Consider the following 17,413-nt stretch of genomic DNA (forward strand, 5'->3'; position numbering starts at 1 on the left):
TTTTGTGGGGTCTGGTGGTGTGGTTGTTGTGTGTTTGTGTAAGGGCACATGGTGGATGCCTTGGCATACTGAGCCGATGAAGGACGTGAGAGACTGCGTTATGCCTCGGGGAGCTGTCAACTGAGCGTTGATCCGAGGATGTCCGAATGGGGAAACCCGGCCATCGTTATGGGTGGTCACCCTTCAGTGAATTCATAGCTGTTGTGGGGGTTGACGCGGGGAAGTGAAACATCTCAGTACCCGTAGGAGAAGAAAATAACAATGATTCCGCTAGTAGTGGCGAGCGAACGTGGATGAGGCTAAACCGTGTGTGTGTGATACCTGACAGGGGTTGCGCATGCGGTGTTGTGGGATGCAACGGCCTGGGTCTGTCAGCCTGGGGCGACCAGTTGAGTGTTTAGCGGAAGTGGTCTGGGATGGCCTGCCGGAGTAGGTGAGAGTCCTGTACGTGTAGGGCGCTTGCTGGTTGTTGTTGTTTTTCCCGAGTAGCAGCGGGCTCGTGAAATCTGCTGTGAATCTGCCGGGACCACCCGGTAAGCCTAAATACTCAGTGTGACCGATAGCGGATAGTACCGTGAGGGAATGGTGAAAAGTACCCCGGGAGGGGAGTGAAATAGTACCTGAAACCATGTGCTTACAATCCGTCAGAGCACCTCTTGTGTGTGATGGCGTGCCTTTTGAAGAATGAGCCTGCGAGTCAGCGGCATGTCGCGAGGTTAACCCGTGTGGGGTAGTCGTAGCGAAAGCGAATCCTAACGAGGGTGTTGTTAGTGGCATGTCCTGGACCCGAAGCGGAGTGATCTACCCATGGCCAGTGTGAAGCAGAGGTAAGACTCTGTGGAGGCGCGAACCCACTTAGGTTGAAAACTGAGGGGATGAGTTGTGGGTAGGGGTGAAAGGCCAATCAAACTCCGTGATAGCTGGTTCTCCCCGAAATGCATTTAGGTGCAGCGTTGTGTGGTGCTTGCCGGAGGTAGAGCTACTGGTTGGTTGAGCGGGACTACAATCTTAGCAATGTCAGCCAAACTCCGAATGCCGGTTTAAGTTAGCGCAGCAGTGAGACTGTGGGGGATAAGCTTCATAGTCGAGAGGGAAACAGCCCAGATCGCCGGCTAAGGCCCCTAAGCGTGTACTAAGTGGAAAAGGATGTGGGATCGCGAAGACAGCCAGGAGGTTGGCTTAGAAGCAGCCATCCTTGAAAGAGTGCGTAATAGCTCACTGGTCGAGTGGTTCTGCGCCGACAATGTAGTGGGGCTCAAGTACACCGCCGAAGCCGCGGCAACAATCCCGTTTGCGGGATGTTGGGTAGGGGAGCGTCGTGCACTGCTGTGAAGCCGTACCGTGAGGGGCGGTGGAGTGTGTGCGAGTGAGAATGCAGGCATGAGTAACGAATAGACAAGTGAGAATCTTGTCCGCCGGATGACTAAGGGTTCCTGGGTCAAGTTCGTCTTCCCAGGGTGAGTCGGGACCTAAGGCGAGGCCGACAGGCGTAGTCGATGGACAACGGGTTGATATTCCCGTACCCGTGTATGTGCGCCCATGTGTGAATCAGTGATACTAACCACCCACAATCACGATCACGGGAAGCTTTGCTTGTCGTGTTGTGTGCGTGCGTGGGGCCTGAACTGGTAGTAGCCAAGTGATGGGGTGACGCAGTGGGGTAGCCGAGCCATTTATTGGATTGTGGTGTAAGCGTGTAGCACGAGGGGAGAGGTAAATCCGCCCCTTGGATGTGTGAGACGTGATGCGTAGCCCTTTGGGGTGATGTCGGTGATCCCGTGCTGTCGAGAAAAGCCTCTAGCGATGTACATATATGGCCCGTACCCTAAACCGACACAGGTAGTCAGGTAGAGAATACTAAGGCGTTCGGGTGAACTGTGGTTAAGGAACTCGGCAAAATGCCCCCGTAACTTCGGGAGAAGGGGGGCCACTGTCGGTGACCCATCTTGCATGGTGAGCTGGTGGTGGTCGCAGAGAATAGAGGGAAGCGACTGTTTATTAAAAACACAGGTCCGTGCGAAGACGCTTAAGTCGATGTATACGGACTGACGCCTGCCCGGTGCTGGAAGGTTAAGAGGACCTGTTAGATCATTTCGGTGGTCGAAGCGGAGAATTTAAGCCCCAGTAAACGGCGGTGGTAACTATAACCATCCTAAGGTAGCGAAATTCCTTGTCGGGTAAGTTCCGACCTGCACGAATGGCGTAACGACTTCCCTGCTGTCTCAACCACAGGCCCGGTGAAATTGCAGTACGAGTAAAGATGCTCGTTACGCGCGGCAGGACGAAAAGACCCCGGGACCTTCACTATAGCTTGGTATTGGTGTTCGGTTCGGTTTGTGTAGGATAGGTGGGAGACTGTGATCACATGACGCTAGTTGTGTGGGAGTCGTTGTTGAAATACCACTCTGATCGGATTGGATACCTTAACCTTGGCCCATGATCTGGGTCGGGGACAGTGCCTGGTGGGTAGTTTAACTGGGGCGGTTGCCTCCTAAAGAGTAACGGAGGCGCCCAAAGGTTCCCTCAGCCTGGTTGGCAATCAGGTGGTGAGTGTAAGTGCACAAGGGAGCTTGACTGTGAGAGTGACAGCTCGAGCAGGGACGAAAGTCGGGACTAGTGATCCGGCACCTACTTGTGGAAGTGGTGTCGCTCAACGGATAAAAGGTACCCCGGGGATAACAGGCTGATCTTCCCCAAGAGTCCATATCGACGGGATGGTTTGGCACCTCGATGTCGGCTCGTCGCATCCTGGGGCTGGAGTAGGTCCCAAGGGTTGGGCTGTTCGCCCATTAAAGCGGCACGCGAGCTGGGTTTAGAACGTCGTGAGACAGTTCGGTCTCTATCCGCCGCGCGCGTAGAAACTTGTGAAAGGCTGTCCCTAGTACGAGAGGACCGGGACGGACGTACCTCTAGTGTGCCAGTTGTTCCGCCAGGGGCAGGGCTGGTTGGCTACGTACGGAAGGGATAACCGCTGAAAGCATCTAAGCGGGAAGCCTGTTTCGAGATGAGGTTTCTTTTGAGGTTCCCTGGAGATGACGGGGTTGATAGGCCGGATCTGGACGCACAGTAATGTGTGGAGGTGACCGGTACTAATTTATCGACGTAACACGCACACCCTGTTGGGTTGGTGATGTGTTGCTTGCGTTTGTAACAAAACAAATTATTTGATCGCACCAGTGATGGTGTGGATCGCGTCCACTATGCAGTGTCTGACACGACACACGCACCGGAACGGTACTGTTCCCGCATGTGTGTCGGTGGTTGATAGCGGCAGGGAAACGCCCGGTCCCTTTCCGAACCCGGAAGCTAAGCCTGTTCGCGCTGATGGTACTGCACCTGGGAGGGTGTGGGAGAGTAAGTTGCCGCCGACCAAAAACTTAAAAGAGGAATGAAAGGCGCGGCCTGTCGAGTGAGTCTTCTCCTCGTCAGGTCGCGCCTTTCGTCGTTTGTACCCCCGGATATTCCCGGGGTACCTGTTTTCGGGAAGAATGAACTCCATGTCTGAACGTTTCTCACGAGATCGCAACCGTAACTCCGACAGTGGCCGACCCCACCGTGAACGCGGTGAACGCGGCGGCCGGGATGATCGGCGCGGTCAGGGCCGGCGCGATGATCAGGGAGCTCGTGGGGAACGTGACCGGTACTCCCGCGATGACCGTCGTGACGGTGGCCCCCGTGCCGAGGGCGCCCGCCGTGGCGAGGGTGGCCGCCGACCCGAACGCAGTGACCGCCGCGGCGACCGCCGCGAGGGCGGCCGCTATGATGATCGCCGTCACTCGCAACGTGCGGGTGCTGAGCGGGACGGCCAGCGTCGCTCCGCGCCGCAGCGCTCCGGTTTCCGTGAGGAACGACTGAACAAGAGACTGTCCGAACCGGACCTGCCCGGCGATATCGACGTCGAGGATCTTGACCCGATGGTCCGTCAGGATCTCAAGGTGCTGTCGAAGGACAATGCGGAGGCCGTGGCCAAGCACATGATCATGGCCGCGACCCTCATGGCCGATGATCCGCAGCTTGCCCTGCGCCATGCCCGTGCGGCGAAGGACCGTGCCGGTCGGGTGGCGGTCGCGCGCGAGACCAACGGCATCGCCGCCTACCACGCCGGGGAGTGGAAGGAGGCACTTGCTGAGCTGCGGGCGGCCCGCCGGATGTCCGGTGGCCCGGGCCTCATGGCGGTCATGGCTGACTGTGAGCGGGGTCTGGGTCGTCCGCAGAAGGCAATTGAGCTCGGCCGTTCCGAGGAGGCCCGGGAACTGGACGAGGAGGGCCGGATCGAGCTGGCCATTGTCGTCGCCGGGGCCCGCCTGGACATGGACCAGGCCGAGAGTGCCGTGGTCACCCTCCAACGAATGAACCCGAGCCTGACGTCGACGGGTCAGGCGCAGGCGCGGCTGTCCTACGCCTACGGCGACGCGCTCGCCGCCGCCGGCCGGAAGGACGAGGCGAAGGAGTGGTTCGCCCACGCTGACGCGATCGATGAGGACGAGCAGCTTGACGCCGCTGATCGTCTCGGCGAGCTGGGCTAACCAGTAGAGTCGGTTCCATGAGTCTGCTCTCCACCTATGATGCCCTGTTGCTCGACCTCGATGGAACGGTCTGGGAGGGAGGCCGCGCCATCGACGGCGCCGTGGAGGCGATCAACTCGGCCACCGACGCGGGGATCCGCGGGATCTACGTCACCAACAATGCGATGCGTGGCCCGGAGGTCGTCGCGGAGAAGCTCCGTGGCATCGGTCTGACGGCGACGGAGGATGACGTGGTCACCTCGGCGCAGGCGGCGATCGACATGGCCGCCGAGATGTTGGAGCCGGGCGACCGGGTCTACGTCGTGGGCACGGACTCCTTCAAGGAGCTCGCGTCCCGGGCCGGGTATACCGTGGTGGATTCGGCGGACGATGAGCCGAAGGCAGTGCTCCACGGGATGAACCCGAACGCCGGGTGGCGGGAACTGTCGGAGGCGGCGTTGGCCATCCGGGCGGGTGCCCGGTATTTCGTGTCGAACCTGGACACCACCCTCCCGACCGAGCGTGGCCTCATGGTGGGTAACGGGTCCATGGTCGCTGCGGTCATTTCGGCGACGGGAGCGCGTCCATACTCGGCCGGTAAGCCCGGGCCGGCGATGTTCCATTCGGCGGCCACGAGAATCAATGCCAGCACCCCGCTGGCGGTGGGGGACCGGCTGGACACCGACATCGAGGGCGGCAACGCCGCCGGCATGGACACCTTCCAGGTGCTCACGGGGGTCTCCGGGCAGCTGGCCCTGCTCGAGGCGCGCAAGGAGCAGCGGCCCACCTACATCGCGGAGTCCCTCACCGACCTGACGAAGAGCCGGGATGAGCTCAGGCCCGGGGCGCAGGGCGGGTTCACCGCCCGGATTGACGGCGATGACATCCTCCTCGAACGGGGCACCGCCGAGTCGACGTCGATCCAGGCGCTGCGGACCGTGCTGCAGGTCGCGTGGGCCCAGTCGAAGGAGCCCAACCTCATCCGGCCGATGTCGGAGCACGCGGAGCGGGCGGTGTCGGGCTGGTGGTGAATCCGGCGGACCTCGCGCAGCGTGCGGCCGAGGGGAGGGCGCCTGCGGTGAGTCCCGCGGACGTCGACAAGCAGGTGGCGGAGATCCTCGGCGAACCCGCCGGGACCCTGGCGGAGGAAGCAGCCCAGCTGGAGCGGGCGCATGCGGTGCTCCATCGGGCGCTGCAGGACAACGGGTAGGAGCAGGCACATGGCAGTGGCACGTCGACGGCTCGACGCGGAACTGGTGCGGCGCAAGATCGCGCGCTCGCGGGAGCACGCCGTCGAGATGATCCGGGACGGGCGCGTCCACGTCGGGGGATTCAAGGCGGGCAAGCCGGCGACGGTCGTGGAGCCGGAGGTGTCCATCCGGGTGGATGAGGCCCCGGACGATGACTGGGCCTCCCGCGGCGCCCACAAGCTGCTCGGTGCGCTCGAGGCCTTCGAACCCCGAGGCCTGACGGTGCAGGGCAGGAAGGTGCTCGACGCCGGCGCGTCCACCGGTGGGTTCACGGATGTGCTGCTGCGTCGGGACGCTGCCGAGGTCGTCGCCGTCGATGTCGGGTACGGGCAGCTGATCTGGCGGCTGCAGAATGATCCCCGGGTGCACGTGCTCGACCGGACGAACATCCGGAACCTCACGCCCGAGATGTGCGGCGGACCGTGCGACATGATGGTGGGTGATCTGTCCTTCATCTCCCTGCGCCTGACCCTGCCCGCCATCGCCGACAGCCTCGTCGACGGCGCGGATCTGCTGCCCATGGTCAAGCCCCAGTTCGAGGTGGGCAAGGAGCGCCTGGGCAACGGTGGGGTGGTCCGCAGCCCGCAGCTGCGTGCCGAGGTGACCTACGAGGTCGCCGAGTTCGCCCGCACCCTGGGCCTGAGCTGCCGCGGTGCGGTGGCCTCCCCGCTGCCCGGGCCGAGCGGGAACGTAGAATACTTTCTGTGGCTGGTCAAGGACGGTGGCGCCACCGCCCCGACGACCGACCAGCTGACCGCGATGATCGAGACGGCCGTACAGGAGGGCCCGTAAGGTGAGCAACCCTGAGACCCCGGGACACACCACCGGACGGCAGGTTCTGCTGGTCCCGCACACCGGCCGCAGCTCCAACGTCGAGGCCGCGGAACGCACCGCCGAGCTTCTCGACGCCGCCGGGATCACCGTCCGCGTCCTCGTCCACCAGGACGGCCGCCCCCTGGAGGGCAGTCCGGTGCTGTCGCGGCTCGACCGGGTCACCCACACCGCCGACGCGGCGGAGGGGTGCGAGCTCGTACTCGTCCTCGGTGGTGACGGCACCTTCCTCCGCGCCGCGGACCTGGCGCACTCGGTCAACCTCCCGGTCCTGGGCATCAACCTCGGCCACGTCGGATTCCTCGCCGAATGGGAGGCCGAGTCCCTCGACGAGGCGATCCACCGGGTCATCGACCGGGACTACCGGGTCGAGGACCGGATGACCATCGACGTCACCGTCCTGGACAACGACCTGGAGGTCATCGGCCGGGGCTGGGCGCTCAACGAGGTGAGCGTGGAGAACCTCAACCGCCGGGGCGTCCTCGACGCCATCCTCGAGGTCGACGGCCGCCCGGTCTCCTCCTTCGGCTGCGACGGCGTACTCATCTCCACCCCGACGGGGTCCACCGCCTACGCCTTCTCCGCCGGCGGCCCGGTCCTGTGGCCCGAGCTCGACGCCATCCTCGTCGTGCCCAACAACGCCCACGCGCTGTTCACCAAGCCCCTGGTCGTGTCCCCGCATTCGACGGTCGCGGTCGAATCCAACCCGGACGCATCGCCCGCGATGGCCGTCATGGACGGTTTCCGCCCCATCCCCATGCCGCCCGGCTCCCGGGTCGAGGTCGTCCGCGGTGCCCGCCCAGTCCGGTGGGTGCGGCTGGACGACTCGACGTTCACCGACCGACTGGTGACCAAGCTGCGCCTGCCGGTGGCGGGATGGCGCGGGCCGCGCACCCCGTCTCCCAGGTAGCACGGGTGTTCGGGTAGGCTGGCGCGCATGCTCGCAGACATCGCCATCGAGAATCTCGGCGTCATCCCGTCCGCCTCGGCGGAACTGGCGGACGGCCTGACGGTGCTCACCGGCGAGACCGGTGCCGGCAAGACCATGGTGGTCACCGGCCTGCGCCTGTTGGCCGGTGGCCGCGCCGACGCCTCCCGGGTCCGCACCGGTGCACCGCAGGCCGTCGTCGAGGGACGTTTCCTCACCGCCGCGCTGCCCGCCGACATCGCCCGAGCCACCGCCGAGCTTGTCGACGCCGCCGGGGGCACCGCCGACGAGAACGGCGAGTTCATCGCCTCCCGCACCGTCAACGCCTCGGGGCGTTCCCGCGCCCACCTCGGCGGGCGATCCGTCCCCGCCGCCACCCTGGCCGAATTCACCGCCCCGCTGCTGACCATCCACGGCCAGAACGACCAGCTCCGCCTCCTCGCCCCCGACCAGCAGCTGGCCGCCCTCGACCGGTTCGACCCGGCGATCGCCCCGCTCCTGGCCACCTACCGGGAGGCCTGGTCCACCTGGCGCTCGTTGGCCCGGGACCTGCGGCAGCGCACCGAGTCCCGCCGCGAACTGGCCCAGGAGATCGACCGGCTCCAGTTCGCCCTCGACGAGATCGACGCCGTGGAGCCCGAACCCGGTGAGGACGCCGACCTGCTCACCCGGATCCGGCGCCTGCAGGACGTGGACACCCTCCGCGAGGAGGCCGTCACCGCCCTCGGCGCAATCGACGGGCCGGAGTCCTTCGGTGGTTACTCCGAGGATGAACCCGCCTCGACCCTCCTCGGCCGGGCCGAGTCCGCCCTGGTGTCCTCCGAGGACGAGGCACTGCGGGGTCTGGGGGAGCGGCTGACCGAGATCACCACCCAGCTCAGTGAGATTGCCGTGGAACTGGGCAGCTACCTCGCCGACCTGCCCGCCGACCCGGGCCAGCTCGAGGAACTGCTCCAGCGCCAGCAGCAGCTCAAACTGCTGACCCGCAAGTACGCCCCCGACGCCGACGGCGTGCTGGCCTGGCGTGACAAGGCGCGGGCGCGGCTGGCGAAGATCGACATCTCCTCCGAGGCACTCGACGAGCTGAAGAAGCAGGTCGCCGCCGCCGAGAAGACGATGAGGGCGGCCGCGAAGAAGCTGTCGAAGGCCCGGACCGCCGCCGCGGCGGCACTGGGGGAGTCCGTCACCGCCGAACTCCAGGGCCTGGCGATGGCCAAGGCACGTCTCGTCGTCGACGTGCGGCCGGTCGACCCGGGGCGCGACGGTGCCGACGAGGTCGAACTGACCCTCGCGCCCAACGCCTCCGCCGAACCCCGGCCGCTGGCGTCCTCCGCCTCCGGCGGTGAGCTCTCCCGCGTCATGCTCGCCCTCGAGGTCATCCTCTCGGCCGGCACGGAAGGCGCCACCCTGGTCTTCGACGAGGTCGACGCCGGCGTCGGCGGCCGCGCCGCCGTGGAGATCGGCCGCCGCCTGGCCCGCCTGGCCACCCGCAACCAGGTCATCGTGGTCACCCACCTGCCCCAGGTCGCCGCCTACGCGGACACCCACCTGCACGTGGCCAAGAACGTCGGCGACGAGGCCGTCACCTCCGGGGTGCTCACCCTCAGCGACGACCAGCGCGTCGAGGAACTCGCCCGCATGCTCGCCGGGCTCGACGACACCGACACCGGCCGGGCCCACGCCGCCGAACTGCTCGACCGCGCACGGGCCGACCGCGCGGAGTTTCGGCGCGCCTGACCCGCGCGCCTTCACCACCGGGAAGGGTCAGGCCGTCACAATGGCCACATGAGTCTGTTCTCCCGCACCGCCGACCTGTCTGGCCTGCAGGGCACCCTGCGCGACTGCACCGCCACCGGGCGCGGATACAAGCGCCTGCGCGCCGGCGACATCGCCGTCGTCGACGCCCCGGACATCTCCCGCCAGGAGGCCCAGCGGCTCATCGACGCCCAGCCCGCCGCCGTGGTCAACCTCGCCCAGTTCAGCACGGGAGCGGTCCCCAACTTCGGTCCCCACATGCTCCTCGAGTCGGGCACCCTCCTCATCGAGGGGGCCGGCGAGGAACTGCGACAGGGACTCAAGGACGGCAAGAAGGCACGGGTGACCGACGACGGCCGCATCCACCTCGGTGACCGCGCCATCGGCGCCGGCACCGTGGTCACCGCCGCCTCCGCCGAGGCGTCCTTCACCGAGGCCCAGCGCTCCCTGGTCGACCACATGGAGTACTTCTTCGGCAACACCATCCAGTTCATCCACTCCGAGGCACCTCTCCTGCTCGACGGGCTGGGCATCCCCGACACCGGCGCGACCATCGAGGGCCGCAAGGTCCTCGTGGTCAGCCCCGGCGAGGGCCACCGCAACCAGGTCAAGCTGCTGCGCAACTTCATCCGGGAGTACTCGCCCGTGATCATCGGTGTCGACAGTGCCGCCGACACCCTCGTCGAACTGGGCTACCAGCCGGACCTCATCGTGGGTAACCCCGCCGGCATCGGCGCTGACACCCTGCGCAGTGGCGCCCGCGTGGTCCTGCCCGCCGACCCGGACGGACACGCCGTCGGCCTCGAGCGCATCCAGGACCTGGGCATCGGTGCCATGACCTTCCCCACGGCCGCGGACTCCGCCACCGACCTCGCGCTGCTGCTCGCCGACTACCACGGTGCCCAGCTCATCGTGAACGCCGGATCGCGCTTCGACCTCAACGGCGTGTTCGCCGACGCCGAGGGAGCGACGCCTTCCGCGTTGCTCACCCGGACCAAGGTGGGTCCCAAGCTTGTCGACGCCACCGCCATCTCCGACCTCTACAACGTCGGCTCCGGCCGGGGCCTGGCGTGGCTGTGGGCCATCCTCGGACTGCTCGTCGCGGTCGCGGCGATCATCCTCGTCGTCGGACTGTCCGGCCCGGGTTCCTTCACCGACAACCTCATCGACACCTGGAACAGCATCGCGTTGGCCGTCCAGGGTTGGTTCCAGTAGGAGGCGCGAGAACATGGCACGACGATCTGGACGAGGCGGCTACCTCGTCGCCGGCGCAGGCCTCGGTGTGGCGGCGGGTGTCGCCCTCGGCGCCCTGGTGCTCGCCCCCAACATGCCGGAGGGTTCCGGCGGTTCGCAGGTGAGCGCCGGGGACGTCGAGTCGGAGTCCCAGCGGGCCGACATCGCCGAGGCGCAGGCCGCCTCCGCCGACAGCGTCATCAGCGAACTGGTCACCGGTGCTGTCGCGGACACCCTCACTGACCGCCCGGTGCTGCTCATGCACACCGCCGACGCCAACGGTGAGGACGTCGCCGGGGTCGCGTCGCTGCTAGAGTCCGCCGGCGCCGTCGACGCCGGGACCATCGCGCTGGGGGAGTCCTTCTTCTCCCGGGAGGGGGCCGACCAGCTCAAGTCCATCGTGGCCAACACCCTGCCGGCCGGGGCGCAGTTGTCCACCGACCGTCTCGACCCGGGGCTGCACGCCGGGGAGGCACTGGGCTCGGCGCTCATGCTCAACACCGACAACGGCGAGGAGCAGGCGACCACTGAGGAGCGGGGCCTGCTGCTCACGGCTCTGCGGGACGCGGACTACCTCGACTACGAGGCGGGGACGATCCGTCCGGCGCAGGTCATCGTCATCGTCACCGGGGACTCCGACGGCTCCGGGGAGGCCGGTTCCGTGGCCCGCAACCTCGCCGACTTCGCCGGCGCCCTGGACTCCCGCGGCAACGGCGCGGTGCTGGCCGGTCGGATCCGCACGGCGGCCGACACCGGCGCGGTCGGTGTGCTGCGGGAGGCCGACGGCAACGGTGTCTCCACCGTCGATTCCGTGGACCGTTCGTGGGGCCGGATGGCCACCGTTCTGGCGGTGCGCGAACAGCTCGCCGACGAGGTCGGCGCGTACGGTTCCGCCGAGTCCGCGGAGGCGGCGACACCCGCCCCGTAGTTTTCTGCCGCACATATCTATCGACCGGTAGGTAGTGGTGCTATGCTGAAGGTCCGTAGGTCATCATCCCGATGCACCTGCGGATTTTTCGTTTTCCATCCAGGAGGCCCGCATGCCCGCACAGCCGACCAAGTACATTTTCGTCACCGGAGGCGTCGTCTCCTCACTGGGCAAGGGGCTGACCGCCGCCAGCCTCGGCCAGCTGCTCATCGCCCGGGGCCTGAGCGTGACCATGCAGAAGCTCGACCCCTACCTCAACGTCGACCCCGGCACGATGAACCCCTTCGAGCACGGCGAGGTCTTCGTCACCGAGGACGGCGCGGAGACCGACCTTGACCTCGGCCACTATGAGCGCTTCCTCGACCGCAACCTCACCCAGAACGCCAACGTCACCACCGGCAAGGTGTACTCGTCGGTCATCGCCCGCGAACGCCGCGGCGGCTACCTGGGCAAGACCGTCCAGGTCATCCCGCACATCACCGACGAGATCAAATCCCGGATCCTGGCGATGGGCGAGCCCGACGCCGACGGCAACCGGCCCGACGTGGTCATCTGCGAGGTCGGCGGCACCGTCGGCGACATCGAGTCCCTGCCCTTCCTCGAGGCCGCCCGCCAGGTCCGCCACGCCGTCGGCCGTGAGAACATCTTCTTCATCCACGTCTCCCTCGTGACCTACCTCGCTCCCTCCGGTGAGCTGAAGACCAAGCCCACCCAGCACTCGGTGGCGGAGCTGCGCTCCATCGGCATCCATCCCGACGCCATCGTGCTGCGTGCCGACCGCGAGGTCCCCGCCGGACTCAAGGAGAAGATCGCGCTCATGTGCGACGTCGACACCGAGGGAGTCATCTCGTGTGCCGATTCGCCGTCGATCTACAACATCCCCGAGGTGCTCTACCGCGAGCAGCTGGACACCTTCCTCATCCGCCGCCTCAACCTGCCGTTCCGTGACGTCGACTGGACCACCTGGCGCGACCTGCTGGACCGGGTGAACAATCCGCACCGGACGGTGACCGTCGGGATCGTCGGCAAGTACATCGACCTGCCGGACGCCTACCTCTCCGTCGTCGAGGCGGTCCGCGCCGCCGGTTTCCACCACCACGTCCGCGCCGAGATCACCTGGATCAGCTCCGACTCCTGTGCTGACGACCCCGCCGCAGCACTCGAGGGTGTCGACGCCGTCGTGTGAGTATTCGCAGTTGCGAAGGCCACCCGATCATGCGGTTGGGGGCCAGCGGTATTGCCTGCGGGGGCCGGTGACCGTAGGGATGGGGGCCACCGGCCGACGCTGGGTGTTTCCTACTGGTTCATCGTGACGTGCTCCCGCATGTTGTGGGTGCCGGTGTCGACCCAGATGGTGTTGTGCACGATCCGGTCCATGATCGCATCGGCGTGCACCCCGGATCCGAGCCTTTGATGCCAGTCCTTCTTGGCGTATTGGGTGCAGAACACCGTCGATGCGGAGTCGTAGCGACGCTCGAGCAGTTCCAGCAGCATGCTGCGTATGGCCTCATCCGGATGATCCAGCAGCCACTCGTCGATCACGAGGACAGTGAACGCGGCGTACTTCTTAAGGAACTTCGTCGCTCCCTGGGGTTTGTCGCGTGCGGTGGCCCAGGCTTCCTCCAGATCCGGCATCCGGATGTAGTGCGCCCGATACCGGTGCTGGCAGGCCTGCTTCGCCAGCGCGCACCCCAGGTAGGACTTCCCCGACCCGGTGAAGCCCTGGAACACGACATTCTGGTGGCGTTCGATGAACCCGCAGGTCGCCAAGGTAGCCAGCAGGTTGCGATTCAGTCCTCGTTGCTCGACCAGGTCGATCCGACGCAGATCAGCAGCCGGATAGCGCAGGCCGGCCCGGCGGATCAGCCCGTCGACCTTGCCGTGGGTGAAGGTGGCATACGCCTCATCGACGATCAGTCGCAGCCGCTCCTCGAATCCCATCCCCAGGACGAGGTTCTCGTCTTCGGCGTCGATGGCCTCCAGCAGGGCGGTCGCGCCCATGTCGCGGAGTTTGCGTTTGGTTTCCATGTCGATGCCGCTCATTTCACGTCTCCTGCGTAGTAGTCGGTGCCGCGGACAAATCCGCCTTCCTCCACCGGTTCCTCCCGGGGTGGACGCTGCCGGGCGGCCTGATCCTGTCCGGTGGCCAGGATCGGGTGCAGGTGCACGTACCGCGGGGACCGGACATGCCCGGCCAGCGCCAGCCTGCAGGCGTCCTCGACCCGCTCGGCGGAATACCGCCGCGTCAACCGCAACACCGCCAGGGCGGCATTCAGGCCCTGCTCGTCGACGGCCACCGATTCGAAGATCCGGTTGACCACCACCGTCGCGGACGGACCCACCCGGCCTGCCCACTCCCGCACGCGCGGGGCGTCCCACGGCTGGTAGCGCTCCCCGGCGGGTAGATCAGCGTCGTTGGTGCGGTACTGATTGGCTGATCCCTCGGGAAGCAGCACATGGCTGCTCACCCTTTGCTGGCCGGAGTAGACCTGCAGCACCCGGTCGGTGATCCGCAGATCCACACCCGTACCGATATGGGTGACTGGCACCGAGTAGAAATTCTTCTCCCACACCACGTGCCCGTTGCGCCCGACCCTCCGGCCGTAGACCCACCGGCTGATCTCATAGGCGACCTGCGGAAGCCCGGTCAGCAGGGGGTGTTCCTCGGTGGTGAAGACACTGGCCCGGGAGCCGTCCCGCTTCTGGAAAGGCTCGGCGTTGTAGGCCGCGACCTGGTCGGTGACCGCGGCCGTCAGCTCCGGAAGCGACGTGAACTGCTGGTCACGTAGCTGCGCGATGACCCGCATCGCGACATGCCAGACAGTATTTTCCACGCTCGGTTTGTCCTTCGCTTTGCGCACCCTGCCCGGTAGTACGGCGGCCGAGTAGTGTGCGGCCATCTCACGGTAGGCGTCGTTGAGGACGATCTCACCGTCGCGGGGATGTGTGATCACTCCGGTTTTGAGGTTGTCGGGCACGATCCGCGGTACCGATCCGCCGAAGGCGGTGAACATTGCGACATGGGCCCGCAGCCAGGACTCCTGCGTCATGTCCAGGCTGGGGTAGACGAACGAGTAGCGGCTGAAGGGCAGGCACCCGACGAACAGGTACACCGGCCTCGGGGCGCCGCTGACAGGGTCGAGAAGTGTCATCGTCGGCCCGGACCAGTCGACTTCGACGCTCTGGGCGGCCTTGTGTCCCACCCGCGACGCTGCTCCCGTGACCAGGACGTGGCGCTGGTAGGTCCGGCAGAACCGGTCGTAGCCCATCGCCGGGGCTCCGGTGGCGACGCATTCATCGGTGTACTCGCCGTGCAGCAGCTTCAGGGTCACGCCGACCCGGGCGAGTTCCCGGTGGACGTTCTCCCAGTCCGGCTGGGCGAAGATGCTGTGGTGCTGTCCCCGGCCCGGGAACAGCAGGTCATAGACCTCGTCCTCGGGACGCTCGGCGACATCATCCCAGCTCACACCCGCGGTGTCGGCTGCTTCCAGCACAGCGGTGATGCTTTTTCGGGACATACCCTGTGACGCGGCGATCGTGCGTCCTGACAGGCCCTCGGAGCGTAGCTGGAGTATCAGCTTCGCTCTGATCTTTCGTACCATTGGCTTGCTCCTTCCGCCGTGTGCCCTATACACACGGCGGGAGGAGCGTAAGCGTGGTGGCCCCCGAGCGCACCACGAGTGGCCCCGAGGCCTACGAACCCGTCCTCAGCCTGCCGGCCCCCGGACACGCGACCGGTGGACCCCAGTGAAGCGAATATTCACGTGGTCCCCGGCGGCTTCGGTAGCCGCGGAATCGACGGCAAACTCGCCGCCATCCGCCACTGCCGGGAAAACCGCGTCCCCCTGCTGGGCATCTGCCTCGGCCTGCAGTGCATCGTCATCGAGGCCGCCCGACAGGCCGGCATCACCGGTGCCACCTCCACCGAGTTCGATTCCACCGCCGCCGAGCCGGTCATCTCCACCATGGCGGAACAGGAAGCCGCGGTCGCCGGCGAGGCCGACCTCGGCGGCACCATGCGCCTGGGCTCCTACCCGGCGGTGCTCACCGAGGGCTCCGTCGTCGCCGAACAGTACGGCGCGACGGAGGTTTCCGAACGGCACCGTCACCGCTTCGAGGTCAACAACGCATACCGCGACCGCATCACCGAGGGCTCCGACCTCGTGTTCTCCGGTACCTCACCCGACGGGACGCTGGTCGAGTACGTCGAGTACCCGCGCGAGATCCACCCCTACCTCGTGGCCACCCAGGCGCATCCGGAGTACACCTCCCGGCCCACGCGGCCGAACCCCCTGTTCGTCGGGCTGATCGGCGCCGCATTGCTAGATTGATGGGCATGACTCCCGGCCAGCACGCCTTCACCGTCCGCGACACAGAACTCCTCCTGGAGTCGCCGATCCTCGCCGTCCGCCGCGACCGAGTTGCCATGCCCGGTGACACCGACGCGGCCCGCGAGATCGTCGAACACTTCGGTGCCGTCGCCATTGTCGCCCTCGACGAGGACGGCCGGATCCCGCTGGTCCGCCAGTACCGCCATTCGGTGGGGCAGCGGCTGTGGGAACTGCCCGCCGGGCTGCTCGACATCGCCGACGAGGATGAGGTCACCTGCGCCGCCCGGGAATTGAAGGAGGAGGCCGGCCTGGTCGCCGGATCCTGGGGCGTCCTCGCCGACCTGGTCACCTCGCCCGGCTTCTGCGACGAGGCCGTCCGCGTCTTCCTCGCCCGCGACCTCACCGAGGTGGACCGCCCCGACGCCGAACACGAGGAGGCGGACCTCACCCTCGACTGGGTCGACCTCGGGGAGGCGGTGTCCATGGTCTTCCGCGGGGAGATCGTCAACTCCATCGCCATCGCGGGCATCATGACCGCCAACGAGGTCGCGGCCGGTCGTGCCGAACCCCGCACCGTCGACGCCCCGTTCTCCGTCCGGCCCGCGGCGCTGCCCGCCCGGCGTGTCAGCGCCGGCGTGGTCCCCGACATGAAGAAGATCCACCAGTGAGCAACCCGCCCGACGTCGCTGCTACCTGGCTCAACCACCTCGCCGTCGAACGCGGTCTGTCCGACAACACCCTGAGCAACTACCGTCGCGATTTGCGCCGCTATCTCGACTGGCTCGACAACGCCGGCCTCGGCGACCTCGGCGCCGTCGCCGCCACCGACGTCGAGGCCTACGTCGCCGACCTGCGCCGCGACGGCCTCGCCGCCAGCTCCGCCGCCCGCGCCCTCGTCGTCGCCCGCGGCCTGCACAAATTCGCCGTGGCGGAAGGCGAGATCGCCACCGACGTCGCCGCCGACGTCTCCCCACCGGCCACCGGCCGCCACCTCCCGGACACCCTCAGCATCGACGACGTCACCCAGCTTCTCGACGCCGTCCCCACCGGCGAGCACGCCACCCCCGTCGACCTGCGCGACCGCGCCCTCCTCGAACTGCTCTACGGCACCGGCGCCCGCATCTCCGAGATCACCTCGCTCACCGTCGACGACATGGCCGACAACGACGGCATCCTCCGCATCACCGGAAAAGGCGACAAACAACGCCTCGTCCCCGTCGGCTCCAAGGCCATCACCGCCACCGAGGACTACCTCGTCCGCGCCCGCCCCGTCTTCGCCCGCGGCAAGACCCACGCCCTGCTGCTCAACACCCGCGGTGGGCCGCTGTCCCGCCAGTCCGCCTGGGCGGTGCTCAAGAACGCCGCCGCCCGCGCCGGCCTGGACAAGGACATCTCACCTCACACGCTGCGCCACTCCTACGCCACCCACCTTCTCGAGGGCGGCGCCGACGTCCGCGTGGTCCAGGAACTCCTCGGCCACTCCTCGGTGACCACCACCCAGATCTACACCCACGTCACCGCCGAGAACCTCCGCCAAGTGTGGCGGGAGGCTCACCCGCGGGCGTGATCGGCGGGCGTAAGTTCAGGTTCGTCTCAGACAGGCACTAGTCTGTAGCGGACCATCAGTTCAACCGAAAGGACCCCCGTGGGAG

Annotated in this window: 11 protein-coding genes, 2 rRNA genes and 3 pseudogenes; 14 read left to right on the plus strand and 2 right to left on the minus strand. The window is 66.5% G+C overall.

Annotated elements, in window-relative coordinates; translation table 11 throughout:
• Positions 1-27: 27 nt before the first annotated feature.
• The 11 genes and pseudogenes from QP029_RS10535 to pyrG form a co-directional block, all read left to right on the plus strand.
• Positions 28-3,114, plus strand: a 23S ribosomal RNA gene (locus QP029_RS10535).
• Between the two features lie 139 nt (positions 3,115-3,253).
• A 5S ribosomal RNA gene (rrf, locus tag QP029_RS10540) occupies positions 3,254-3,371 on the plus strand.
• Between the two features lie 48 nt (positions 3,372-3,419).
• Positions 3,420-4,526: pseudogene (locus QP029_RS10545) on the plus strand (hypothetical protein); the annotation flags it as partial.
• Between the two features lie 17 nt (positions 4,527-4,543).
• Positions 4,544-5,536: an HAD-IIA family hydrolase gene (locus tag QP029_RS10550; protein ID WP_284874259.1), complete on the plus strand. Its 993-nt coding sequence runs from the start codon at positions 4,544-4,546 to the stop codon at positions 5,534-5,536.
• Between the two features lie 47 nt (positions 5,537-5,583).
• Positions 5,584-5,715 carry a hypothetical protein gene (locus tag QP029_RS10555; RefSeq protein ID WP_284874260.1) on the plus strand — a complete coding sequence of 44 codons (132 nt, stop codon included), beginning with the start codon at positions 5,584-5,586 and terminating at the stop codon, positions 5,713-5,715.
• 10 nt (positions 5,716-5,725) lie between these two features.
• The gene (locus QP029_RS10560; protein ID WP_284874261.1) at positions 5,726-6,547 is read left to right on the plus strand and encodes a TlyA family RNA methyltransferase; all 822 of its coding nucleotides are present in this window, start codon (positions 5,726-5,728) and stop codon (positions 6,545-6,547) included.
• Position 6,548: 1 nt separating this feature from the next.
• Positions 6,549-7,496, plus strand: coding sequence for an NAD kinase (locus QP029_RS10565; RefSeq protein ID WP_284874262.1), 948 nt, complete (start codon positions 6,549-6,551; stop codon positions 7,494-7,496).
• Positions 7,497-7,523: 27 nt separating this feature from the next.
• Positions 7,524-9,251, plus strand: coding sequence for a DNA repair protein RecN (gene recN / locus QP029_RS10570; protein WP_284874263.1), 1,728 nt, complete (start codon positions 7,524-7,526; stop codon positions 9,249-9,251).
• Between the two features lie 48 nt (positions 9,252-9,299).
• Positions 9,300-10,484 (plus strand): putative cytokinetic ring protein SteA, encoded by a 1,185-nt coding sequence (gene steA / locus QP029_RS10575; protein ID WP_284874264.1) that lies wholly within the window; start codon positions 9,300-9,302, stop codon positions 10,482-10,484.
• A gap of 13 nt (positions 10,485-10,497) precedes the next feature.
• Positions 10,498-11,430 carry a copper transporter gene (locus QP029_RS10580; RefSeq protein ID WP_284874265.1) on the plus strand — a complete coding sequence of 311 codons (933 nt, stop codon included), beginning with the start codon at positions 10,498-10,500 and terminating at the stop codon, positions 11,428-11,430.
• A gap of 112 nt (positions 11,431-11,542) precedes the next feature.
• Positions 11,543-12,613 (plus strand): annotated as a pseudogene (pyrG, locus tag QP029_RS10585) (CTP synthase); the annotation flags it as partial.
• A 113-nt stretch (positions 12,614-12,726) separates the two neighbouring features.
• On the opposite strand, the gene QP029_RS10590 reads toward pyrG, so the two are convergent.
• Together QP029_RS10590 and istA are read right to left on the minus strand one after the other, a co-directional pair.
• A complete protein-coding gene (locus QP029_RS10590; RefSeq protein ID WP_284874266.1) occupies positions 12,727-13,473 on the minus strand; it encodes an ATP-binding protein in 747 nt (248 codons plus the stop codon).
• Entirely contained in the window at positions 13,470-15,032 is a 1,563-nt protein-coding gene (gene istA / locus QP029_RS10595; protein WP_284874267.1) for an IS21 family transposase, read from the minus strand. Before istA ends, QP029_RS10590 begins: the two co-directional genes overlap by 4 nt.
• 159 nt (positions 15,033-15,191) lie before the next feature.
• Between istA and QP029_RS10600 the strand changes: the two are divergent.
• From QP029_RS10600 to xerD, 3 genes and pseudogenes are all read left to right on the plus strand, one after another.
• Positions 15,192-15,761: pseudogene (locus QP029_RS10600) on the plus strand (glutamine amidotransferase-related protein); the annotation flags it as partial.
• Positions 15,762-15,766: 5 nt separating this feature from the next.
• Positions 15,767-16,429 (plus strand): NUDIX domain-containing protein, encoded by a 663-nt coding sequence (locus QP029_RS10605; protein ID WP_432418678.1) that lies wholly within the window; start codon positions 15,767-15,769, stop codon positions 16,427-16,429.
• Complete coding sequence (gene xerD / locus QP029_RS10610; protein ID WP_284874269.1) at positions 16,426-17,328, plus strand: site-specific tyrosine recombinase XerD; 903 nt, start codon at positions 16,426-16,428, stop codon at positions 17,326-17,328. The genes QP029_RS10605 and xerD overlap by 4 nt, the downstream gene beginning before the upstream one ends.
• Positions 17,329-17,413 lie beyond the last annotated feature (85 nt).

This window comes from Corynebacterium suedekumii (assembly GCF_030252185.1).
Lineage (GTDB): Bacteria > Actinomycetota > Actinomycetes > Mycobacteriales > Mycobacteriaceae > Corynebacterium > Corynebacterium suedekumii.